Below are 21293 nucleotides of genomic sequence, written 5' to 3' on the forward strand. Positions count from 1 at the left end.
CCCCGGCGGAAAAAGCGCCGAACAAGGAGGCCGCACGAAACCGGCGAGTCCGAATCCGCGTACCATACGAGGACGACGGTCGTGCTTCGACCGACCGCCCAGCGGAGAGGACAACCGCCATGCGCCGCATGCTTCTAGCCCTCCTGCTCCTGCCGCTGCTTGCGACCAACGCTTTTGCCGGCGACGCGGAGGTCAAGGCGGCGCAAGCAACCATCGACGCGCAGTTGCAGGCCTTCAAACGTGGCGACAACGCCGCCGCATATGACTACGCGGCGCCAGGCATCAAGACCATCTTCCCGACGCTGGAGGCTTTCATGGGCATGGTGACCGGCGCCTACCAGCCGGTCTACAAGCCGCAAAGCTATGCGTTCGGCAAATCCGAGGAGATGGGGGCCGCCTCTATCATCCAGCAGGTCATCATCGTCGGGCCGGACGGCAAGGACTATGAGGCGGTCTATACGCTGGAACGGCAGCCCGACGGCACCTACAAGATCACCGGCGTCAGCTTGAAAGCGGCTAACACGCTGAGTACCTGATGAAGGGTCTTGAAGTCAGGACATGCGCGCGAACGTCGACAGCAAGGTCACCGTCAGGCCGGCGGAGATTGCGCTGGCCACCGTTCCCCAGCCTGTGTCAACCACCGCCAGAAGCGGATCGAAGCCCCTGATCACTGCAAGGCAGGTCGCGTTGTAGGTAAGATAGCAGAAGAAGCCGAACAGCCCGCCGTTGAACGCCGCGATGCGCCAGTCCCAAATGGCGAGGCCGGTCGTCACGGCAAAATACACGAGACCGACGACATACAGCAGATAGAAGAGCGCGGCGATCAGCCAGCGTGGCTGGTCGAGCATCAGGCCGCCCATGCGTTCCGCATAGAAGCCGCGCGCGAGAGCGCCCAGCCAGAGCGCGTCGAGGGCCAGGAAGATGACCAGGGTTATGCTGTAGGCGGCTGCGTATTTCATCCCGACCCCGCATCTCAAGCCCCGTCGCCCGCGCGGCCGAGCCGCGAAACGGACTTCATAGCTTGGGATACGCGATCAAAGGGGCGGAAGATCACCTCGCGCCCATTGTTCCGAGATCAGCGCGGAGCGTTCAGCGAACGCGCCGGCCTCGATGGCGTCGCGGATCTGCCCCATCAGGCTCTGGTAATAGGCCAGATTGTTCCAGGTGAGCAGCATCGCTCCCAGCGCCTCCTGCGAGCGAACGAGATGGTGCAGGTAGGCGCGGGAATAGTCGCGCGCCGCCGGACAGTCGCTCTCATCGTCGAGTGGGCGGTGGTCGTCGGCATGCCGGGCGTTGCGGAGATTGACCTTGCCGCGCCTTGTATAGGCGAGGCCATGGCGGCCGGCGCGGGTCGGCATGACGCAGTCGAACATGTCGATGCCGCGCGCCACCGATTTCAAGATGTCGTCGGGCGTGCCGACGCCCATCAGGTAGCGCGGCTTCTCCGCCGGCAGCCCGGGGCACGTCACCTCCAGCATGTCGAGCATCACCGCCTGCGGCTCGCCGACCGCCAGCCCGCCGACGGCATATCCCTTAAGCTCCATCGCCTTCAGCGCCTGCGCCGAACGGACGCGCAGATGCGCCTTGTCGCCGCCTTGCACGATGCCGAACATCGCCTTGCCCGACTGGTCGCCGAAGGCCGCCTTGCAGCGCTCCGCCCAGCGCAGCGAAAGCTCCATGGCGCGCTCGATCTCCTGATCCTTCGCCGGCAGGGCGACGCATTCGTCGAGCTGCATCTGGATGTCGGAATCGAGCAGCCCTTGGATCTCGATCGAGCGTTCCGGCGACATCTCGTATGCCGCGCCGTCGATATGGGAACGGAAGGTGACGCCGATTTCGTTGAGCTTGCGCAGCTTCGCCAGCGACATGACCTGGAACCCGCCGGAATCGGTCAGGATCGGATGCGGCCAGCGGGCGAATTCGTGCAGGCCGCCGAGCCGCGCGACACGCTCCGCGCCGGGCCTGAGCATCAGATGATAGGTATTGCCCAGAATGATGTCGGAGCCCAGCGCCCGGACCTGATCCAGATACATGGCCTTGACCGTGCCCGCGGTGCCGACCGGCATGAAAGCCGGCGTGCGGATTTTTCCGCGCGGCATCGACACTTCGCCGCGCCGGGCGTTTCCGTCCGTCGCCAGCACTTTGAAGCCGAATTGTTCAGCCATCATATTCCTTGTCGTGGATGGGAGCGCCAGGCGCCTGCCGGTCGAGCGAAGCGCGGTAGCGGATGCAGCCGCGCATGAATTTCGGCCAGGGTGGCACCGCAATGGACGGTTTTGTCCGTTCCGGCAAGAGCTCCCACATATCGGGATGGGGCCAGCACGGTCGCGTCGCGGTGGGTCCGGATGGCGTTGCGCAGCTTGCGGATCTCTGCTGCGAGCGTCGCGCGGTCCATCGCCTCCAGATCTTCATCCATCGCTACGCCTCCTTGCGAAACAGCAGCGCCGCATCGCCATAGGAGTAGAAACGATAGCCGTTTTCGATCGCATGCGCATAGGCGGCGCGCATGGTTTCGAGACCGGAGAAGGCGGAGACCAGCATGAACAATGTCGAGCGCGGCAGGTGGAAGTTGGTCATCAGCAGGTCGACCGCCCGGAACCGGTAGCCCGGCGTGATGAAGATCGACGTCGCGCCGGACCAGGCGCTCACCGTGCCGGCCTCGTCGGTGGCGCTTTCGAGAAGGCGCAGAGACGTCGTCCCGACCGCCACGACCCGCCCTCCCCGCGCATGGACGGCATTCAGCGCCGCCGCGGTTTCTGCCGAAACCGTCCCGGTCTCGGCGTGCATCTTGTGATCGGCGGTGTCGTCGGCCTTGACCGGCAAAAACGTCCCGGCCCCGACATGCAGCGTCACGAAATGCCGCTCGATGCCAGCGCCATCGAGAGCAGCGAAAAGCTCCGGCGTGAAATGCAGGCCAGCGGTCGGGGCCGCGACCGCGCCCTCTTCACGCGCATAGACCGTCTGGTAGTCAGTCAGGTCGCGTGCATCGTCGTCGCGCTTGGAAGCTATGTAGGGCGGCAGCGGGATGTGGCCGACCGCGTGCAGCGCCTCGTCGAGAAAGGCGCCGGAGATGTCAAAGGCAAGCAGCGCCTCTCCGGCCTCGCGCTTCTCCATCACCGTGGCGTCGAGCGCGCCGAGGAAGCAGGCGTTGCCGTCATGGCCAAAACTGATGCGGTCGCCTTCCGCCACGCGCTTGCCCGGTCGCAAGAAGGCCAGCCACCGGTCCGGCGCGATGCGCATATGCAAGGTGGCATCCACATGCGCGCTCGCTTCGCCGCGCCGGCGGATGCCACGCAACTGCGCCGGGATGACTTTGGTGTCGTTGAAGACCAGCGCGTCGCCCGGCCGCAGCAGCCCGGGCAGGTCGCGCACGGTCCTGTCGGCCAGCGCGCCATCCGGCCGCACCACCAGCAATCGCGAGGAATCGCGCGGCTCGGCGGGGCGCAGCGCGATCCGCTCTTCGGGCAGGTCGAAATCGAAGAGGTCGACTTTCATTGCGGCTCGGAACAATCGACGACGAAAGCGCCCTCGCCCTTCAGCGAAAAGACGCCGCCGGCGGCCGATGTGTCCCCCTCGCTCGCTTTGAAAACCCGCAGCCGGCTGATGATTTCGTTGACGCCGTCGTCGGTGATGTCGAGCATAAGCTGGTGGTCGTCCTCAAAAGCCTGGCCGACCGCGATCGGTGTTCCCGGCCAGCTTTCCGGCGTCGACGACCAAACCTTTTCGCCGACGGTGACCACGACGCGCGAAATGCTCAGCACGTCGACATGGCCGACCAGCAGGTCGACACCGACACCCTTGCCGTTGCCGCAGGAAATCTCGCCGGTCGCCATCGCCGGAACGGCCGATGCCATCAGTCCAGCGAAAAGAGGGAGAAAACGCTTCATCATCGACCCCGCGCGGACCCGCCCAAGTCTCAGCCGATCCTAGTACAACCGTACCAGCAGCGCACCGGTCAGCAAAAGCACGGCCCCGGCCACGCGCCCGAGCGAAATCTCGCGCACCGCCATTCCGAGAAAGCCGATGCGGTCGAGCAGCATGCCGGCGAGCAACTGCCCGGCGACAAGGAATGCCATCAGCGCCGCGGCGCCGATGCGCGGGATAAGGATGGTCGAGAGGGTGACGTAGGACGCACCGAGAATGCCGCCGACCACGAACAGCCAGGGTGCCGGAGCCCGCCAGTCGAGCGAGATGTCGTTGTAGCGGGTGACGGCGACCGAAACGATGCCCAGCACAACTGCGCCGGACAGGAAGGAGAAGGCGGCGGCGGCCACGGGAAGGCCGAGGCCGCGCGCCAGTTGGGCGTTGATCGGCGCCTGGATGGCGATGAAAGCGCCCGACATTATGCCGAGCACCGACCAGACGAGCCCCATCATCGCCGTGGTTTCCGGCTCAGGCGGCCACGTCGGCCGCGACCTTCATCGAGACGATCTTGTCGGGATCGACCACCGGCTCGCCGCGCTTGATCTTGTCGACATTCTCCATGCCTTCGATCACCTGGCCCCAGACCGTGTACTGGCGATTGAGGAAGCTCGCATCGCCGAAGCAGATGAAGAACTGCGAATTGGCGGAGTTCGGGTTCTGCGAGCGCGCCATCGAACAGGTGCCGCGGCCGTGATTGACGTTGGAGAATTCGGCCTTCAGGTCCGGCTTCTCAGAGCCACCCATGCCGGCGCGCGACGGGTTGAAGGAAGCGCCGCCCGACTTGCCGAACTTCACGTCGCCGGTCTGGGCCATGAAGCCGTCGATGACGCGATGGAAAACCACGCCGTCATAGGCGCCCTCGCGCGCCAGTTCCTTGATGCGCGCGACATGGCCGGGCGCCAGATCCGGGAAAAGCTCGATGACGACCTTTCCCTTGGTGGTTTCGACGATGAGCGCCTGCTCGCGATCCTTGATCTCGGCCATATCTTTTTCCCTGGATTGATGCTGCCCCGGCTTCACCCGCGCGGGCATGGTTCGGACATTACTTGTCCGAGGCGATGCGGACTTTCAGCATGCGGTCGGGTTCGCTGACAACCCCGTTCTGGTCGGCATCGCCCTTTTTTATCTTGTCGACCAGGTCCATGCCGCTCTCGACCTCGCCGACCACCGTGTACTGGCCGTTCAGGCCGGGATTGGGCGCCAGCATGATGAAGAACTGCGAATTGGCGGAATCGGGATCCTGTGCCCGCGCCATGCCGACGACGCCGCGTACATAGGGCTCGGCGGAAAACTCGGCCGGCAGGTCCGGCTTGTCGGAGCCGCCGGTGCCGGCGCGCCCCGCATTGTAGCCATCGGCCATGTCGCCGAACTCAACGTCGCCGGTCTGCGCCATGAAACCGTCGATGACGCGGTGGAAGGCGACATTGTCATAGGCGCCTTCGCGCACCAGCGCCTTGATCTGCTTGACATGCTTCGGCGCCAGATCGGGGCGCAGCGCAATGGTGACGTCGCCGTCCTTCAGCGTGATGATCATGGTGTTTTCCGGGTCGGCGGCCTGCGCCGGCGCGAGGAAAACCAGCGAGCCGATGACGGCCAGCGAGGCGGCGAACTGCCGCCGGGACACTTTGAACTGCATGGAAGGAACTCTCCCGATTCCTGGGGTTACGTCGCGAATTTCTGGTTCAGCGCGCCGGCTACGACGGCCGGGACAAAAGGACGGATGTCGCCGCCCATCGACGCGATCTGCCGCACCAATGTGGCGGTAATGGTGCGCACGGAGGGGCTGGCCGGCAGGAAGACAGTCTGCAGGTCGGGCGCCATGGTCTCGTTCATGCCGGCCATCTGCATCTCATAGTCGAGATCGGTGCCGTCGCGCAGGCCGCGGATCATGATCGAGGCGCCTATCTTTCGCGCCGCGTCGATGACCAGGCCGTCGAAGGAAACGACTTTTATACGCCCGGCATTCCTGCCCAGTTCCGCCTTGGCAGCCGCCTCGATCAATTCGACACGTTCTTCGAAGGTAAACAGCGGCTTCTTACCGGGATGAATGCCGATCGCCGCATGGATCACGTCGGCGACCGCCAGCGACGCCTTGAGCACGTCGAGATGGCCGTTGGTCAGCGGGTCGAAAGAGCCGGCATAGATGGCGATGCGTTCCGTCATGGCCGGTGCTTCTAGCGGGCCGTTTGCGCAAAGGCAATTCGGCCAGGACGAGATCTGCCAGGCGAGGCCGTTCGAATTCGAAACCGGAAGGCGGAGAAGAAAGAGCCGGCAGCGACACGGCAATAAACTGTTCACCAACCTGAAGCCGAAGCTTGGGTCGCCGGGGCAATGTTCACGAAAGCTTCATCAGCGCCCGGCGAAGTCGATACCCATATAGGAAACCAAAGACCAAGAGCCGCGTTACCGCAGTCAGGAGAACGCCGTCATGATGATCACAATGCTCGCCGCCGCAATGACCCTCGTTATGCTGATCGCCACAGTCTTCGGACTTCACGACGAAGCCGAACGCATCAAGGTCGAGAGCAAGGCCAAGCAGAACCAGGGTTTTGGCGTACGGAACCTTCGCTGACTTCAGCCACGTTGTTTGCGTCCGTGGTCTCCTACGGCCGTACGCGCGCCAGCCGCGCCGTAAGCACCAGCCCGATCACAGGCTCGGCATTTTCCGTCCTGAGTTTCTGTCGCTCGCACGACTCAACCTGAAACCCTGCTTCCCCCAGGCATTTTCGCACATAGTCCTCGCTGTGCGTGTAGCGGCCGTTGACGGCGAGCCGGAACTCCTCCTCGGAGCCGCCCAGCGCCTCCACGGTGAAGACCAGCACGCCGTCCGGCCGCAGCGAACCCGCAGCGGCTGCAGAAAAAGCGTCCAGCCTCCCAAAGTAACAAAGCGTGTCCGCGGAGGCGACGACGTCATAGGCGCCGGCCTGTGACAGCAGGTATTCCGTCAATTCGGCGCGTTCCAGATGGTCGTATAGCCCGAGCTTCCCGGCGTTGACGAGCATGCCGCCCGACAGGTCGACGCCAACCAGCCGCCCGGCGTGCGACCTGAAATATTTTGCGCATTTGCCCGTGCCGCAGCCAGCATCCAATATAGCCAGGCCCGTCGCATCCTTGCCGACAGCGGCGCCGACCGCGTCCCCGACCAGTTCCGGCGCACGATACTCCAGGCTCTCCAGCTTGGAATCGAACGAACTGGCGAATTGATCGAACAGTTTGCGCACATAGGTGTCGGATGCGCGGTCCGGCACGTTCTCGCCGGTCATCGAGGCGCGCATGTGCTGGGCCTGCGGGTCGTCCGGGTTGGCATCGGCCCATTTCTTGACGAATTCGATGGCCAGGTCCTTCAACCCGGCAAACCAGTAGGCCAGCGCCAGAAAATGCGCCGGCACGCCCTTGTCCGGCAGATGCGCTGTCGCCTTCCAGAAATAGTCGATCGCCTCGCGCGCCCGGCCGGTGTCGAGCAGGATCGACGCCAGATTCTGGTAGGCGACGCCGAACTCCGGATTGATGTCGATCGCCTTGCGCAGCAGCTTTTCGGCGAACCCGTCATTGCCGGCATATTTCACGATGGCGGCGAGATTGGCGTAGGGATCGGCGAGACCGGGATCGAGTTCGATCGCCCGGTCATAGGCGGCGACGGCCGCGTCGGTGTCGCCCAGTTCGACATAGGCGTTGCCGAGATTGTTGCGTATGCCGGCGTGGGCAGGCGCCAGTTCGGCGGCGCGGTTCAATATCTCGATGCTCTTGGCGGGACCGTCCAGGTGAAAGCGGACGACGCCGAGATAATTCAGCGCGTCGGCCCGCGCAGGTTCAATTTCCAGAACGCTTTCAAGGATTTCGGCGGCGCCCTTGAGGTGCTTCTTGCGCATCAGGTCGACCGCCATGTCGACGGCGTCGTCGACGGTAAGCTCCACGCCATCCTCGGTTTCGGCAACCACCGTCGCTTCGGTCATGGACGCTCCTTCCGCCAGCGACCTGACGCGAATGCGCATCATAGACCGGCTGAATCCTGTCGTAGAAGCCGAGTGTAACTGGCAAAATGCGCGCCGGACAGGGAAAGTAACAGGCCGCCGCCAACCGATCCAATGGACCGCAGAGAACGTGGCGCCGAATCCATCCGCGGTGCCGGCGAACGACGACGCGGCGAGCAGCCGCGCCGTCAGGCGAAATTATTCCGGCGACGGCTCGGAGGGCGTTTCGGCTTGACCGGTCCCGGTCTCCGCAACCTCTTCCTCCTCGGATTGCGGCTCGGAGATGCGCTCGACCGACACCACCTTCTCGCCTTCGCCCGTGTTGAAGATGGTGACGCCCTTGGTGGCGCGGCTGGCGAAGCGGATGTTGTGGACGGGCACGCGGATCACCGTGCCGCCGTCCGACACCAGCATGATCTGGTCGTCATTGCCGACCGGGAAGGCGGCGATCAGCCGTCCGATCTCGTCGACCTTCGACACGTCGGTGGCGCGGATGCCCTTGCCGCCGCGACCGATGACACGGAAATCATAGGAGGAGGACCGCTTGCCGTAGCCATATTCGGTGACGGTCAGCACGAACTGCTCATGTGCCTTGAGTTCCTCGTAGCGTGCGTCCAAAAGGTCCCCGCCCTCGCCGACATCCTCGTTGGTGAGCGCCACATCCTCCTCGCCCTCGCCGCCCTCGGCGGAGGCCACGCGCCGCTCGGCGACGCTGCGTTTCAGATAGGCCGCACGCTCCCAGGCCTCTGCCTTCACATGCTCCAGGATGGTCATGGAGATCGCGCGATCCCCTGCGCCCAGCGCGATGCCGCGCACGCCTTGGGAGGATCGTCCAGCAAACACGCGGACGTCGTCGACCCTGAAGCGGATGCACTGGCCGCTGTCGGCGGTCAAAAGCACGTCGTCATTGTCGGTGCAGGTCTCCACGGCGAGGATGGCGTCACCCTCCTCGTCGAACTTCATGGCGATCTTGCCGTTGCGCTTGACGTCGGCGAAGTCGCTGAGCTTGTTGCGCCGCACCGTACCGCGCGTGGTCGCAAACATCACGTCGAGCGTGCCCCATTCCGACTCGTCCGGCAGCGGCAGGATCGCGGTGATGCGGTCGCCGCTCTCGATCGGCAGCAGGTTGATAAGCGCCTTGCCGCGCGACTGCGGATTGCCGATCGGCAGCCGCCAGACCTTTTCCTTGTAGACGATGCCGCGCGACGAGAAGAACAGCACCGGCGTATGGGTGTTGGCGACGAACAGGCGGGTAACGAAATCCTCCTCCTTGGTCGCCATGCCCGAGCGGCCCTTGCCGCCGCGCGCCTGAGCCCGGTAGATCGACAGCGGCACGCGCTTGATGTAGCCGGCATGGGTGACGGTGACGACCATGTCCTCGCGCTGGATCAGGTCCTCGTCGTCCATGTCGGCGCCGCCGTCGACCAGTTCCGTGCGGCGCGGCGTGCCGAACTCGTCGCGTACAACGATGAGCTCGTCCTTGACGATCTGCATGATGCGCGCGCGCGACGACAATATATCAAGGAAATCGGATATTTCCGCGCCGATCTCGTTGAGCTCGTCGGCGATCTCGTCGCGTCCGAGCGCGGTGAGGCGCGACAGTTGCAGGGCCAGGATGGCTCGCGCCTGTTCTTCGGAGAGATTGTAGGTGCCGTCCTCGTTGAGGCGGTGGCGCGGATCGTCGATCAGCCGGATCAGCGCCTCGACATCAGCCGCCGGCCAGCGCCGCGTCATCAATTGTTCGCGCGCCGTCGCCGGGTCGGGCGCGTTGCGGATGAGCTTGATCACCTCGTCGATGTTGGCCACGGCGATCGCCAGGCCGACGAGGATATGGGCGCGGTCGCGCGCCTTGCGCAGCAGATATTTGGTGCGGCGGCTGATCACCTCTTCGCGGAAGGACACGAACGCCTTCAGCATGTCGATCAGCGACAGCACTTCCGGCTTGCCGCCGTTCAGCGCCACCACATTGGCGCCGAACGAGGTCTGCAGCGGCGTGAAGCGGTAGAGCTGGTTGAGGATCACCTCGGCGTTGGCGTCGCGCTTCAGCTCGATGACGACGCGATAACCCTGGCGGTCACTCTCGTCGCGGATGTCGGAGATGCCCTCGATGCGCTTGTCGCGCACCAGTTCGGCCATCTTCTCCTGCATCGTCGCCTTATTCACCTGGAACGGGATCTCGGTGACGATGATCGCCTCGCGGTCGCCACGGATCGTTTCCGTATGCACCTTGCCGCGCATGATGATCGAGCCGCGGCCGGTGGCGTAGGCGTTGTAGATGCCGGAGCGGCCAAGCACGATGCCGCCGGTGGGGAAATCCGGCCCCGGGATGATCTCCATCAGGTCCGGCAGGTCGATCGCCGGATTGTCGATCAGCGCGATGCAGGCGTTGACGACCTCGACGAGATTGTGCGGCGGGATGTTGGTCGCCATGCCGACGGCGATGCCGCCGGAGCCGTTGACCAGCAAATTGGGGAAGCGGGCCGGCAGAACCTTCGGCTCTTCGCCGGAGGCGTCATAAGTGTCCTGGAAATCGACGGTCTCCTTGTCGATGTCCTCGAGAAGCTCGTGCGCGACCTTGGTGAGGCGCGATTCCGTATACCGCATTGCCGCCGGCGGATCGCCGTCGATCGAGCCGAAATTGCCCTGCCCGTCGATGAGCGGCACGCGCAGCGACCAGTCCTGCGCCATGCGCACCAGCGCGTCGTAGATCGAGGCGTCGCCATGCGGATGGTATTTACCCATCACGTCGGCCACGGGTCGCGCCGACTTCACGTATTTGCGGTTCCAGTGATAACCGCTCTCATGCGAGGCGAAGAGGATGCGGCGATGCACCGGCTTCAGGCCGTCGCGCACGTCGGGCAGCGCGCGGCTGACGATCACGCTCATGGCGTAATCGAGATAGGAACGCTGCATCTCCTCGATGATGGAGATCGGTTCGATACCGGATGGGCCGTCGGGTCCGCGCGGAGGGGTCTGGTCGGTCAAATGGAATCGCAATCTATGAGGAGATTCGTAAGCCGCTTATATAGGATCGCCGGCGTATTCTCCAATGCTTCGGGCAGGTTATCACCGGTAAATGCATGCCGCGGCGGCAGCGAGGAAACGACGTGCAGTCCAACAGCCAATACACATCCAGAAATTTCCGCGCCTTCGTCGAGCAGGCTTCGGCGGGCCGCAATTCGCTGCCCCGCATCCTGATCGGCCTGGCCATCATTGTCGCCATCTGGTTCGCCGGCACGCTCGCGCTGATGACCGCCGGCGCGTTCGCGCTGAGCTTCGGCTGGCTGCCGGCGCGATGGGTGGCGCCGTCGGACGGCAACGCCTTCGCCGTTTTCGCCGGCTCGCGCGCCGGGCTGGTGACGGCGATCCTGACGATCGGCAGCATCTGGCCGGGCGTGTGGATCGTCATGCGCCTCGTGCACCGGCGGCGGCTGTCCACGCTGTTCGGCTGGCAGGGCCGGATCGCCGGCGGCGATTTCTGGCGCGCGCTGCTCGCGACGCTGATCGTCGCCATCCTGGTCAGCCTGGCTACGCTCTTCATCGAACCGCGGCCGGCGGCGACCGGCATTTCGCCGGTCACCTGGCTTCTCGTCCTGCCGGCGGTTCTCATCGTCCTGCTGGTCCAGACATCGGCGGAGGAACTGCTGTTTCGCGGATATCTGATGCAGACGCTGGCGCACAGGTTCCGTTCGCCGTGGGTCTGGGCCGTCACCCCCGCCCTTCTCTTCGCCATGGCGCACTGGTTTCCGGGCGCGCGGCCGTGGATGAACGCGACCGTGATCTTCTCCATCTTCCTGTTCGCCATGGGCGCCGTGCTCCTGGTGAAACGCACCGGCAATCTCGGCGCCGCCATGGGCATGCATTTCGCCAACAATGTGGTGGCCTTTCTGTTCGTCGCCGCCGACCGGCAGGGGCAGAGCCTCGCCTTCTTCGTCACCCCGAGCATCGACGATCCGTCCTGGACGGTCGCCGATGCAACGATCGGCGGCCTGCTGCAAATCGTGATGATGGCCGGCATCCTGGCGCTGCTTCTGCTGAAGGGGTCGCCGTTGCGGCTGCCGGTCCCGCAACGCGAGGAAGGCCGAGAGGAAATCGCGGCGGAATCGCCCGTTCCCTGAAAGCCGCGCTGGCGGAGCGCCCGAGGCCGGGCTAACCTTGCAATGGCAGGAGGGGTCGCATGCCGGGATACGACAGCATCTTCAACGCCTTTGTCACCATCCTGGTGACAATCGATCCTCCCGGCCTCGCGCCGCTGTTCCTCGCCGTCACGCGCGGAATGAGCCGCGACGAGCGCAACCAGGTCTCCATCCGCGCCAGCATCATCGGTTTCGGCGTCATGGCGCTGTTCGCCGTGGCCGGCGCCTCGATCCTCTCGGTGTTCGGCATCACGCTGCCGGCCTTCCGCGTCGCCGGCGGTTTCCTGCTTTTCTTCATCGCCTTCGAGATGGTGTTCGAGAAGCGGCAGGACCGGAAGGAGAAGATATCCGACGTCGCGGTCACCAAGGATTTTATCCAGAACATCGCCGCCTTCCCGCTGGCGATCCCGCTGATCGCCGGCCCCGGCGCCATCTCGGCGACGGTGCTGCTTTCCGGCTCTTTCCAGGGGTTCGCCGCGCAGGCCACGCTGGTCGGGATCATCCTGGTCTGCCTGATCCTGACCTATTTTGTTTTCCTGCTGGCGGAACGGGTCGACGGCATTCTCGGCCAGACCGGCCGCTCGATCCTGACCCGTCTGCTCGGCGTCATCCTCGCCGCCCTGGCGGTGCAGTTCGTCGCCGACGGCATCAAGGCGCTGATGGCGGCGTGACAAGCGGGCAATCGACCGGCGCCCGCCAGGATCGAAAGCGACGAAGCCCCGCTTTCGACGTGACGCTTGGATCAGAACGGAATTTCGTCGTCGAGGTCGCGCGACGAGCTCCCGCCACCGCCGCCGCGCGAAGCGTTTCCGCCGCCGCGTCCGCCGCCATAGTCGTCGCCCGGCGCCGATTGGCCAAAATCGGAACCGCCGCGACCCTGGCCGCCGCCATAGCCGACCTGGCCGCCGTCGCCGCCCCCTCCGCGCGCATCCAGCATCTGCAGCTCGCCGCGGAATTTCTGCAGCACGATCTCGGTCGTATAACGATCCTGGCCGCTCTGGTCCTGCCATTTGCGGGTCTGCAACTGACCCTCGACATAGACCTTCATGCCCTTCTTCAGATATTGCTCGGCGACCTTGGCGAGGTTGTCGTTGAACACGACGATGTTATGCCACTCGGTCTTCTCCTTGCGCTCGCCGGAATTCTTGTCGCGCCAGCTTTCCGACGTCGCGATGCGGAAATTAACCACCGGCTCGCCCGAGTTCAGCCGGCGAATTTCCGGATCGGCCCCGAGATTGCCCACCAGAATGACCTTGTTTACGCTACCCGCCATGGCACTTCTCCACGCTTGTCCTAAATTTGGCTGTCCATACGTTCGGCCGCATCCTATCCGATCGGCGCTGCCGGCGCGGCGATCGTCCGCAATTCATACGGCCTGTCCACAGTTAGTTTTGTACTTGTTTTGTTCACAAAGCGCCAGCAAAAAATGTCAGGACCTCACGATGCTGCGTTTTGATTTCGCCGGCATCGTTCCTATAGTCACGGCATGACCTTCGTTTCCGTCTGCTCCGCTCTCGTCCTGGCCGCTTCGGTCGCCGCCTCGCCGGCACTCGCCGATCAACCGGCGGCCAAGACCGCCCTGCCCGGCGTGAAGCAGCCCGAACCGATCGTGAAACCGCTCGCCGAGCCGCTGGAACAGGCGGGCAAGAACGGGGACGGCTTCGTCCGCATGGGCGACTGGGACGTGAAGATATCCGGGCAGATGCGGGTCGACATCCGCGCTGGCACGCTGCCGGGAACGCCGCGCTGACCGGCCAACAGCGCCCGCCGAGCCTCGCCGTTTACAGCCGAAGAGCGAGAGTCCGCCCTGCTATTCCGCCGCTCGCGGAAAAATCCTGCGCGGCTGCCTGAATATGCAAGGCGGTTAGGCAGCAGCCGCACAGGCTCATTTCGTTTTCTTCCGGAGGTCGGCGGCGCCAAGTTCCTGCCATATCCGATCGAAATCATAACCGACGTATCCCGGCTCTCCCGCCATCCACGTCTCTATGCCTTCCAGCCATTCGGCAACCTTGGGCCGGCCATTCTCGGTGCGGGCCGCCCCGCGCGGGCTCACATCATCAAGGACTTCCAGCGGCAGGTCGAGCAGCCGTGCAAGGACCTCGTCTGCCGAAGACTAAGGTCCATCGTCGGGATTGGAAAGTTCTTCATAGCTGTGGATCTGTGTCTGCGGCTGGCCGATCTGGCCTTTGAGGATCGACTTCAGCATGACCTTCGCCCGATCGGCGCGCGGCTTCGAGTTGGCGGAAAGGATCAGCGCCTGGCCTTGCAGGTCAATCGAGGCCAGCACCTCGGTGCCGTCGTCCAGCGTGATGTGAAGCTTTTCGTCCTCGACATACGACCCTCTGCCTGACGGCGCAGCCGAAGCGGCAGCGGCCTCCACCCAGTTCCAGAGGCCGTCATCCTGCCGCAGCAGTTCCGATGCCTGGTCCAGCCGGCCGGCGATCGCCTCCGGCGTGGCGCCGACGGTCAGCGGATAGCGGATCGTATGAAATGAAAGCGCCTCGCCGTCGCTGTTGAAGCGCGGCGGCGGCACCTTGTCGATCTTGCCGTTCAGCCTGTCCTCCAGCCAGATCGCGGTGAATTCCGGCGCCGAGCCGTGCAGGTAGATCATTCGGGCGAGTTCCGAAAAGTCGACCCCTTCCGCCTCGTCACCGGCCGGAAGCTCCTGCCTCGACGCTTCATCGCCAATCCTCTTCATCGGATCGGAAATTGTCTCGATCACCTCGGCATAGGCAGCCTCGCTGAACGTGGCCAAACCGCCTGCCAGGCGGTGCTTTCCGGCGACCTCGACGACCCGGCAGCCAAGCCGATCGAGGGTCTGCAACCTGCGCGTCGCCGTATGCTCGGTGACACGCACCGGTTCGCCGCCGCGAATGAGATCGCGCAGCAGCATGGACTGGCCGGGAACGATCTCGCTGACCTCATAGAGGCTGAACAGCGAGTCGCGCAGCGCCTCCATGTAGCGGCGGGCGGAGGGCGACTCCTTCCAGCCGCGCCGCTTCAGATAGTCGTCGACGATCGTGCGCTCGTCCTCCTCGGAAGCCGGCCGGGTGAGGAAATCCTCGAAAGCGCAGCCCCAGAGATTGCTCATCTCGGCTTCGCCGATCAATTCCTCGAGTTTTTCGTGGTCGATGCCGTAATCGTCGAGGGCCTGTCCGAAATGTTCGTCGAACACCTCGTCGAACAGATCCTGCCATTCCTCCCGGTTCGACCATTTCATCAGGCCGGCGAGTTCATGGTTTTTGGACATCTGTTCCTGCCGAATATCGGGACGCTGGGCGACGCGCAGCTTAACCCGGCGAAAAAGGAAGCGCGATGACAGGAACAGGCTGGCTGCGCGATCATCCACAACGATAAAACCCTGTCCGCTCGTCCGAGCGAACAGGGTTTGTGGGATTTTACCCCTGCCGGGAATCTTTTACCGGCTTTGAATTCGGGTGCTTCGCGGCGTCAGCCGACGACCCGACCAGCAGTCTCTGATTGTGGGGGAAACGGCCAGTCTTGCCTGCCGGATTTCATCCCGGCCGCTCGCTGCCGCTGGCTCCGTCTCAGGCGCGGAGCCTGTTGGAACTATCCGGTGGAGTCATACCTCGCTCCTGTAACCGTTCGACCAATGCCAACCAGGGACGAGCTGCGGCGTCTCGCAGATCCGGCTTCCGCCATTCCAGGCCGCTTGCGCTGGCCTCTCACCCGGAGGACGATTGGAGTGTGCCAAGCCCTGGCCGCCGCGTCAACCCAAGATGATGAGCCGGCGCAAATGTGATCGACACTGGCGCCGTCCTTTCTGGCCCAACCGCTTTGTCAGGAGGGTTGTTCGGCCTTTGTTCTTTTCACTTGCCCTCTCCCGCCAAAGACGCCTAAATCCGCCTTTGGCGGCGCCGTGCCTCGACACGGCGGCCGGCATACCTACATAGGCGAAGGCGGTTCCATCTGGGCCGGCCAGGACCCACGATCATGGACAGGCGGCGGAGCGGCATGGCCGACCACAAATTTATCTCGGTTCGCGGCGCGCGCGAGCACAATCTGAAGAATGTCGACCTCGACCTGCCGCGCGACAGCCTCGTCGTGATGACCGGCCTGTCGGGCTCCGGAAAATCCTCGCTCGCCTTTGACACCATCTACGCCGAGGGCCAGCGCCGTTATGTCGAGAGCCTGTCGGCCTATGCCCGGCAGTTCCTGGAAATGATGCAGAAGCCGGACGTCGACCAGATCGACGGATTGAGCCCGGCCATCTCGATCGAGCAGAAGACGACCTCGCGCAATCCGCGCTCGACGGTCGGCACCGTCACCGAGATCTACGACTATATGCGCCTGCTCTATGCGCGCGTCGGCATTCCCTATTCGCCGGCGACCGGCCTGCCGATCGAGAGCCAGACGGTCAGCCAGATGGTCGACCGCGTGCTGGCGCTCCCGGAAGGCACGCGGCTCTACCTGCTTGCGCCGATCGTCCGGGGCCGCAAGGGCGAGTACAAGAAGGAGCTGCTGGAACTGCAGAAGAAGGGCTTTCAGCGCGTCAAGGTCGACGGCGCCTTCTACGAGATCGCCGAGGCGCCGACGCTGGACAAGAAATACAAGCACGACATCGACGTGGTCGTCGATCGCATCGTGGTGCGCGGCGATCTTTCCGCGCGGCTGGCCGACTCCATCGAGACGGCGCTGAAACTCGCCGACGGGCTCTGCGTCGCCGAGTTCGCCGACAAGCCGCTGGACGCCAGCCAGACCGGCGACGACGCGGTCAACAAATCCGCCAACGAAACCCACGAACGCATTCTGTTCTCGGAGAAATTCGCCTGCCCTGTCTCGGGCTTCACCATCCCCGAGATCGAGCCGCGCCTGTTCTCCTTCAACAACCCGTTCGGCGCCTGCCCGACCTGCGACGGTCTCGGCAGCCAGCGCGCCATCGACGAGAATTTGATCGTGCCGGACGACAATGTCACGCTGCGCGACGGCGCGGTCAGCCCGTGGGCGAAATCCACCTCGCCCTATTACGCGCAGACGCTGGAGGCGCTTGGAAAAGCCTACGGATTCAAACTCGGCGACAAGTTTTCCAGCCTGTCGGACGCAGCGAAACACGCCGTGCTGCGCGGCACCGGCGAGCGCGAGATCACCTTCAACTATGATGACGGCCTGCGCTCCTACAAGACCACCAAGACGTTCGAGGGTGTCATCCCCAATCTCGAGCGCCGCTGGAAGGAAACGGAATCGGCCTGGATGCGCGAGGAGATCGAGCGCTTCATGTCGGCCACCCCCTGCCCGGCCTGCAACGGGTTCCGCCTCAAGCCGGAGTCGCTGGCGGTCAAGATCGGCGGCTGCCATATCGGCGAGGTCTCCAACATGTCGATCCGCAAGGCGGATCAATGGTTTACCGAGCTGCCGCAAAAACTCAACGCCAAGCAGAACGAGATCGCGGTGCGCGTGCTCAAGGAGATCCGCGAGCGCCTGCGTTTCCTCAACGATGTCGGCCTCGACTACCTCACCATGGCGCGCAATTCCGGCACGCTGTCGGGCGGCGAGAGCCAGCGCATCCGGCTGGCCAGCCAGATCGGTTCCGGCCTCACCGGTGTGCTCTACGTGCTCGACGAGCCCTCCATCGGCCTGCACCAGCGCGATAACGCCCGCCTGCTCGACACGCTGAAACATCTGCGCGACCTCGGCAACACGGTCATCGTCGTCGAGCACGACGAGGACGCCATTTTGACCGCCGACTACGTCGTCGACATCGGCCCCGCCGCCGGCATCCATGGCGGCCGCGTGATCGCGCAAGGGTCGCCCGCCGAGATCATGGCCAACCCGAACTCGATTACCGGAAAGTACCTGACCGGCGAACTGGAAATCGCCCTGCCCGACGAGCGCCGAAAAATGAAGAAGGGCCGGCGCATAAAAGTCGTCGGCGCGCGCGGCAACAATCTGAAGGACGTGACGGCCGAAATCCCGCTCGGCACGTTTACCGCCGTCACCGGCGTGTCGGGCGGCGGCAAGTCGACCTTTCTGATCGAGACCCTGTTCAAGGCCGCCTCGCGCCGTATCATGGGCTCGCGCGAGCACCCGGCCGACCACGACCGCATCGAGGGCCTGGAATTCCTGGACAAGGTCATCGACATCGACCAGAGCCCGATCGGCCGCACGCCGCGCTCCAATCCGGCCACCTACACCGGCGCCTTCACGCCGATCCGCGACTGGTTCGCCGGCCTGCCGGAAGCCAAGGCGCGCGGCTACCAGCCCGGCCGCTTCTCCTTCAACGTCAAGGGCGGCCGCTGCGAGGCCTGCCAGGGCGACGGCGTCATCAAGATCGAAATGCACTTCCTGCCCGACGTCTACGTCACCTGCGACGTCTGCCACGGCAAACGCTACAACCGCGAGACGCTGGACGTGCTGTTCAAGGGCAAGTCGATCGCCGACGTGCTCGACATGACCGTCGAGGAAGGCGTCGACTATTTCGCCGCCGTGCCCGGCGTGCGCGACAAGCTGGAAACGCTGAAACAGGTCGGCCTCGGCTACATCCATATCGGCCAGCAGGCCACCACGCTGTCCGGCGGCGAGGCGCAGCGCATAAAACTCGCCAAGGAACTGTCGCGCAAGGCGACCGGCAAGACGCTCTACATCCTCGACGAACCGACCACCGGCCTGCATTTCCACGACGTGGCCAAACTCTTGGAAGTGCTGCACGAGCTGGTCGACCAGGGCAACACGGTGGTGGTCATCGAGCACAATCTGGAGGTGATCAAGACCGCCGACTGGATTCTTGATCTAGGCCCCGAAGGCGGCGACGGCGGCGGCGAACTGGTGGCGCAAGGCACGCCGGAAGAGGTGGTCGAGGAGCCGCGGAGTTATACGGGGCAGTTTTTGAAGGAGCTCTTGGAGCGGCGGCCGAAGGCGGGCAAGCGAGAGGCGGCGGAGTAGTAAAGGTCATCCACTAGATCGCTAATGCACAGGATGTTGCGCGACATAGTGCCAATGCACTCCATAGCCTGACACAGTCGGCGCGACGGTTGAACACCTTTGAACGATTCTCTTGCCATCGTCGACTGACTAATATATGCTTTTCTCAAAAGAAATGGAGGATTGCTATGCGCGCACCTGTACGTATGCTTCTTTTTGCCCAGATTGTTTTGTTTCTAGCTACAGAGGTTGCTGGTGCAGTGTCATGCATGAATGGCGTGTGCAGTTAATGGGCACCGACTATGAGATGGGATAATTTCACGCAAGAAAATATATTGTTTTGGTTGGTTTCATTTTTTGTTGCCGCTTTTGTTTTTGGTTTGCAAAGTAAAAGAATTTTGGAGAGGGTGGTGCCCTTTGATGCGTCGAATCCATTTTCATATTTTAGGTTTGATACTTATCTATCCGTCCGATACTCGACATTACTATGTAGATCTATGTCATTACCCTTAGCGGCATTGATTCTTGTCATATGTCTTCAAGGAAAAAGCGGGGTGATTGATGCAACGCGAGAGCTCTCACCGGCTATAGTAAAGCAGGTATTGCCATCCGATCTCCATACGAAATCTGACGAATGGTTTCGGTCGCATTTTGCAGAATTCAGTTTTTTATCTCCACTTGTATTACTGATTGCATGTCTTGTACTCTTTTCTCCATATGTAAATAATCTCATGTCCTACTTTGAGAATATTTTTATAAGCGCGACCGGATTGGATAGACGCATTGATCGGCACGCCATGGCGGAAGCTGGCCGGGCTTTAGAAAGATTTAACAATAGTTATGATTCTCTGCGAAAAGCTTTAGCGAACGTTATGCAGGTAGACATGCCTCTTCATGAAGGTTTGATAAGTGCAACTCCTCAGCAGAAAGCAGCATATCTTCTTCTATTCGCGGCAAGAGAGACCACGCGAGAGCAAGGCCTTCGTGTTGGCCTTCAAAAAATTCAGGAACAACTGGAGACTATTAGAGGCAATAGGACAGGTAGTACAGAGAAAGAGCTGCCGACAAGGAATCATTTGAGGCACAATACACCTACACTTATGGCGGGGAAACTTCCATTTTCACGTGCAATTTCCATTGGCACTTTCGTTGTATTTTGCGCGCTGTTTTCCGTCTTATTCGCGGGCATTGATGCCGTCCCTGTCGTTGTTTCCGATCATTGGTCACCTGCGCTTTTCGAGTGGGTCTATGAGCCAAGATACGCTGTAATGCCCATGCTTCGTTTTGTATTTTGCTTTCTTCTGCCACTCTATCTGGGATTTCTAGTTTACCTATCGCGAAGGCGGTCAGATTTGACACCCGAGACGATCGGGGATTGTGTAAGGGCCGCCTGCCTGCAACAGACGGTGGTCGCGCTCGTTCTAACATTTACCTTTTCGATCGCCGACAGCATATCCTTGATATCCGGAGATCAGAGTTACGTCGGCCTGGTACAATATACAATCCTCGCGCCGCAATTCTGGTTTGATGTGATAACCTTCTCGCTCTTGCCTTCACTAGTATTCCTGGGGTGGACATTCCTTCGCTATGGCCTGCATAGGCGAGGAGTATGGCTCGCAGTGAGCTTGCTGATTATGAGCAGCTTGGCTCCGGCGTTTCAGTCCTTTGGCTACGAATGGTACACTGATAGGTGGCGCGGACTTTACTGGTATTGGGCGACTCTTGGTCTTTATACCACCTCATCTCTGCTTCTGGTTGGAGTATTTGATGTAAGGATCAGAAGGCGTGTTTTGCCGGTTGAGCTTCAATCTTCTGACAGGCCAGTTGAAGTATGAGTGAAGCTGTCCGCCGATCTATCGTATATCGAATAGTTGGCGTCGTGCTGTCGTGAGGTTTGTGACCCGCAAGCATCCGATCGGGAACGGATCGCCATGTTCGCGGTAGTATGTTCATGCCGATCGGCAACCGATTGAACCGTGTGCTTCGCCTACGTTCCGCGGCCCTACTCCGGCCACTCCCTCTCCGCCCCCAACACCTCCGTCGCCCGATCATCCGTCACCAGCCCAAATCCCTCAACAATCGCCTGTGCTGCCAGCACCCGGTTGAACGGATCCTTGTGAACCAACCCCCCGGCCATCACCGCATGAGCGTTGTTGATCGGCAGTTCGATGAAGTCGAAATCGGCGCAGAGCGTGACGAAGGCGCGGGAAATCCACTCGGCGCCCGGCAGCTTGCCGAGGCTGATCGCGATCTCGAAGCCGCTGATCGCGCTGACAAAAATCGTGTTCGAGGGATCGATGAGCGCCGTTTCGCGCGGCAGCCCTGAACGCCGCTAGAGGAATATTTTCCTTGACATTGTTCCAAATTCGTGCCTAATCTCCGC

General features: G+C 62.6%; 20 protein-coding genes and 1 pseudogene. 8 read left to right on the top strand and 13 right to left on the bottom strand.

Features of this window, described 5'->3' with window-relative positions; all coding sequences use genetic code 11:
* The first annotated feature begins 119 nt into the window (after window positions 1-119).
* Window positions 120-536, top strand: coding sequence for a DUF4864 domain-containing protein (locus tag ACSBOB_RS22215; protein WP_442578245.1), 417 nt, complete (start codon window positions 120-122; stop codon window positions 534-536).
* A 15-nt stretch (window positions 537-551) separates the two neighbouring features.
* Here ACSBOB_RS22215 and ACSBOB_RS22220 read toward each other — a convergent pair whose 3' ends face one another.
* The 9 genes and pseudogenes from ACSBOB_RS22220 to coaD form a co-directional block, all read right to left on the bottom strand.
* On the bottom strand, window positions 552-959 hold the full coding sequence (locus tag ACSBOB_RS22220) for a DUF2177 family protein (protein WP_442578246.1): 408 nt from the start codon (window positions 957-959) through the stop codon (window positions 552-554).
* Between the two features lie 75 nt (window positions 960-1034).
* Window positions 1035-2165 carry a tRNA guanosine(34) transglycosylase Tgt gene (gene tgt, locus ACSBOB_RS22225; protein ID WP_442578247.1) on the bottom strand — a complete coding sequence of 377 codons (1131 nt, stop codon included), beginning with the start codon at window positions 2163-2165 and terminating at the stop codon, window positions 1035-1037.
* Window positions 2158-2416 (bottom strand): annotated as a pseudogene (locus tag ACSBOB_RS22230) (hypothetical protein). The gene tgt and the pseudogene ACSBOB_RS22230 overlap by 8 nt, the downstream one beginning before the upstream one ends.
* Before the next feature lie 2 nt (window positions 2417-2418).
* On the bottom strand, window positions 2419-3495 hold the full coding sequence (gene queA / locus ACSBOB_RS22235) for a tRNA preQ1(34) S-adenosylmethionine ribosyltransferase-isomerase QueA (RefSeq protein WP_442578248.1): 1077 nt from the start codon (window positions 3493-3495) through the stop codon (window positions 2419-2421).
* Window positions 3492-3887, bottom strand: coding sequence for a hypothetical protein (locus tag ACSBOB_RS22240; RefSeq protein WP_442578249.1), 396 nt, complete (start codon window positions 3885-3887; stop codon window positions 3492-3494). The genes queA and ACSBOB_RS22240 overlap by 4 nt, the downstream gene beginning before the upstream one ends.
* A gap of 39 nt (window positions 3888-3926) precedes the next feature.
* Complete coding sequence (locus ACSBOB_RS22245; RefSeq protein WP_442578250.1) at window positions 3927-4376, bottom strand: DMT family transporter; 450 nt, start codon at window positions 4374-4376, stop codon at window positions 3927-3929.
* A 16-nt stretch (window positions 4377-4392) separates the two neighbouring features.
* Window positions 4393-4908 carry a peptidylprolyl isomerase gene (locus ACSBOB_RS22250; RefSeq protein ID WP_442578251.1) on the bottom strand — a complete coding sequence of 172 codons (516 nt, stop codon included), beginning with the start codon at window positions 4906-4908 and terminating at the stop codon, window positions 4393-4395.
* Between the two features lie 58 nt (window positions 4909-4966).
* Window positions 4967-5560 carry a peptidylprolyl isomerase gene (locus ACSBOB_RS22255; RefSeq protein ID WP_442578252.1) on the bottom strand — a complete coding sequence of 198 codons (594 nt, stop codon included), beginning with the start codon at window positions 5558-5560 and terminating at the stop codon, window positions 4967-4969.
* A 26-nt stretch (window positions 5561-5586) separates the two neighbouring features.
* A complete protein-coding gene (gene coaD / locus ACSBOB_RS22260; protein ID WP_442578253.1) occupies window positions 5587-6087 on the bottom strand; it encodes a pantetheine-phosphate adenylyltransferase in 501 nt (166 codons plus the stop codon).
* 265 nt (window positions 6088-6352) lie between these two features.
* Here coaD and ACSBOB_RS22265 point away from each other — a divergent pair, with 265 nt between their 5' ends.
* Window positions 6353-6496: a hypothetical protein gene (locus ACSBOB_RS22265; RefSeq protein WP_442578254.1), complete on the top strand. Its 144-nt coding sequence runs from the start codon at window positions 6353-6355 to the stop codon at window positions 6494-6496.
* Window positions 6497-6527: 31 nt separating this feature from the next.
* On the opposite strand, the gene ACSBOB_RS22270 is transcribed toward ACSBOB_RS22265, so the two are convergent.
* Both ACSBOB_RS22270 and gyrA read right to left on the bottom strand, forming a co-directional pair.
* The gene (locus ACSBOB_RS22270; RefSeq protein ID WP_442578255.1) at window positions 6528-7877 is read right to left on the bottom strand and encodes a tetratricopeptide repeat protein; all 1350 of its coding nucleotides are present in this window, start codon (window positions 7875-7877) and stop codon (window positions 6528-6530) included.
* Window positions 7878-8093: 216 nt separating this feature from the next.
* Complete coding sequence (gene gyrA, locus ACSBOB_RS22275; protein ID WP_442578256.1) at window positions 8094-10880, bottom strand: DNA gyrase subunit A; 2787 nt, start codon at window positions 10878-10880, stop codon at window positions 8094-8096.
* A 122-nt stretch (window positions 10881-11002) separates the two neighbouring features.
* On the opposite strand from gyrA, the gene ACSBOB_RS22280 reads away from it, so the two are divergent.
* Window positions 11003-12013 (top strand): CPBP family intramembrane glutamic endopeptidase, encoded by a 1011-nt coding sequence (locus ACSBOB_RS22280; protein WP_442578257.1) that lies wholly within the window; start codon window positions 11003-11005, stop codon window positions 12011-12013.
* Between the two features lie 59 nt (window positions 12014-12072).
* A complete protein-coding gene (locus ACSBOB_RS22285) occupies window positions 12073-12702 on the top strand; it encodes a MarC family protein (protein ID WP_442578258.1) in 630 nt (209 codons plus the stop codon).
* Between the two features lie 71 nt (window positions 12703-12773).
* Here the strand turns inward: ACSBOB_RS22285 and ssb are convergent, their stop codons facing one another.
* Window positions 12774-13304, bottom strand: coding sequence for a single-stranded DNA-binding protein (ssb, locus tag ACSBOB_RS22290; protein ID WP_442578259.1), 531 nt, complete (start codon window positions 13302-13304; stop codon window positions 12774-12776).
* Between the two features lie 213 nt (window positions 13305-13517).
* Here ssb and ACSBOB_RS22295 point away from each other — a divergent pair, with 213 nt between their 5' ends.
* Window positions 13518-13781 carry a hypothetical protein gene (locus ACSBOB_RS22295; RefSeq protein WP_442578260.1) on the top strand — a complete coding sequence of 88 codons (264 nt, stop codon included), beginning with the start codon at window positions 13518-13520 and terminating at the stop codon, window positions 13779-13781.
* Between the two features lie 363 nt (window positions 13782-14144).
* Here ACSBOB_RS22295 and ACSBOB_RS22300 read toward each other — a convergent pair whose 3' ends face one another.
* Window positions 14145-15281 (bottom strand): hypothetical protein, encoded by a 1137-nt coding sequence (locus ACSBOB_RS22300; protein WP_442578261.1) that lies wholly within the window; start codon window positions 15279-15281, stop codon window positions 14145-14147.
* A gap of 725 nt (window positions 15282-16006) precedes the next feature.
* Here ACSBOB_RS22300 and uvrA point away from each other — a divergent pair.
* The 3 genes from uvrA (at window position 16007) to ACSBOB_RS22315 (ending at window position 21246) form a co-directional block, all read left to right on the top strand.
* On the top strand, window positions 16007-18931 hold the full coding sequence (gene uvrA, locus ACSBOB_RS22305; RefSeq protein ID WP_442578262.1) for an excinuclease ABC subunit UvrA: 2925 nt from the start codon (window positions 16007-16009) through the stop codon (window positions 18929-18931).
* A 281-nt stretch (window positions 18932-19212) separates the two neighbouring features.
* Window positions 19213-20745 carry a hypothetical protein gene (locus ACSBOB_RS22310; RefSeq protein ID WP_442578263.1) on the top strand — a complete coding sequence of 511 codons (1533 nt, stop codon included), beginning with the start codon at window positions 19213-19215 and terminating at the stop codon, window positions 20743-20745.
* A gap of 333 nt (window positions 20746-21078) precedes the next feature.
* Window positions 21079-21246, top strand: a complete 168-nt coding sequence (locus tag ACSBOB_RS22315) for a hypothetical protein (protein WP_442578264.1) — start codon at window positions 21079-21081, stop codon at window positions 21244-21246.
* Window positions 21247-21293: the final 47 nt, after the last annotated feature.

The organism is Mesorhizobium sp. KACC 23794 (assembly GCF_052180275.1).
Taxonomy (GTDB): domain Bacteria; phylum Pseudomonadota; class Alphaproteobacteria; order Rhizobiales; family Rhizobiaceae; genus Kumtagia.

What these genes read in the sequence shown, in the direction of transcription:
- ACSBOB_RS22215 (WP_442578245.1), top strand. Translation starts at nt 120, where the DNA reads ATGCGCCGCATGCTTCTAGCCCTCCTGCTCCTGCCGCTGCTTGCGACC.
- ACSBOB_RS22220 (WP_442578246.1), bottom strand. Translation starts at nt 959, where the DNA reads ATGAAATACGCAGCCGCCTACAGCATAACCCTGGTCATCTTCCTGGCC.
- tgt (WP_442578247.1), bottom strand. Translation starts at nt 2,165, where the DNA reads ATGGCTGAACAATTCGGCTTCAAAGTGCTGGCGACGGACGGAAACGCC.
- queA (WP_442578248.1), bottom strand. Translation starts at nt 3,495, where the DNA reads ATGAAAGTCGACCTCTTCGATTTCGACCTGCCCGAAGAGCGGATCGCG.
- ACSBOB_RS22240 (WP_442578249.1), bottom strand. Translation starts at nt 3,887, where the DNA reads ATGAAGCGTTTTCTCCCTCTTTTCGCTGGACTGATGGCATCGGCCGTT.
- ACSBOB_RS22245 (WP_442578250.1), bottom strand. Translation starts at nt 4,376, where the DNA reads ATGATGGGGCTCGTCTGGTCGGTGCTCGGCATAATGTCGGGCGCTTTC.
- ACSBOB_RS22250 (WP_442578251.1), bottom strand. Translation starts at nt 4,908, where the DNA reads ATGGCCGAGATCAAGGATCGCGAGCAGGCGCTCATCGTCGAAACCACC.
- ACSBOB_RS22255 (WP_442578252.1), bottom strand. Translation starts at nt 5,560, where the DNA reads ATGCAGTTCAAAGTGTCCCGGCGGCAGTTCGCCGCCTCGCTGGCCGTC.
- coaD (WP_442578253.1), bottom strand. Translation starts at nt 6,087, where the DNA reads ATGACGGAACGCATCGCCATCTATGCCGGCTCTTTCGACCCGCTGACC.
- ACSBOB_RS22265 (WP_442578254.1), top strand. Translation starts at nt 6,353, where the DNA reads ATGATGATCACAATGCTCGCCGCCGCAATGACCCTCGTTATGCTGATC.
- ACSBOB_RS22270 (WP_442578255.1), bottom strand. Translation starts at nt 7,877, where the DNA reads ATGACCGAAGCGACGGTGGTTGCCGAAACCGAGGATGGCGTGGAGCTT.
- ACSBOB_RS22285 (WP_442578258.1), top strand. Translation starts at nt 12,073, where the DNA reads ATGCCGGGATACGACAGCATCTTCAACGCCTTTGTCACCATCCTGGTG.
- ssb (WP_442578259.1), bottom strand. Translation starts at nt 13,304, where the DNA reads ATGGCGGGTAGCGTAAACAAGGTCATTCTGGTGGGCAATCTCGGGGCC.
- ACSBOB_RS22295 (WP_442578260.1), top strand. Translation starts at nt 13,518, where the DNA reads ATGACCTTCGTTTCCGTCTGCTCCGCTCTCGTCCTGGCCGCTTCGGTC.
- ACSBOB_RS22300 (WP_442578261.1), bottom strand. Translation starts at nt 15,281, where the DNA reads ATGTCCAAAAACCATGAACTCGCCGGCCTGATGAAATGGTCGAACCGG.
- uvrA (WP_442578262.1), top strand. Translation starts at nt 16,007, where the DNA reads ATGGCCGACCACAAATTTATCTCGGTTCGCGGCGCGCGCGAGCACAAT.
- ACSBOB_RS22310 (WP_442578263.1), top strand. Translation starts at nt 19,213, where the DNA reads ATGAGATGGGATAATTTCACGCAAGAAAATATATTGTTTTGGTTGGTT.
- ACSBOB_RS22315 (WP_442578264.1), top strand. Translation starts at nt 21,079, where the DNA reads ATGAAGTCGAAATCGGCGCAGAGCGTGACGAAGGCGCGGGAAATCCAC.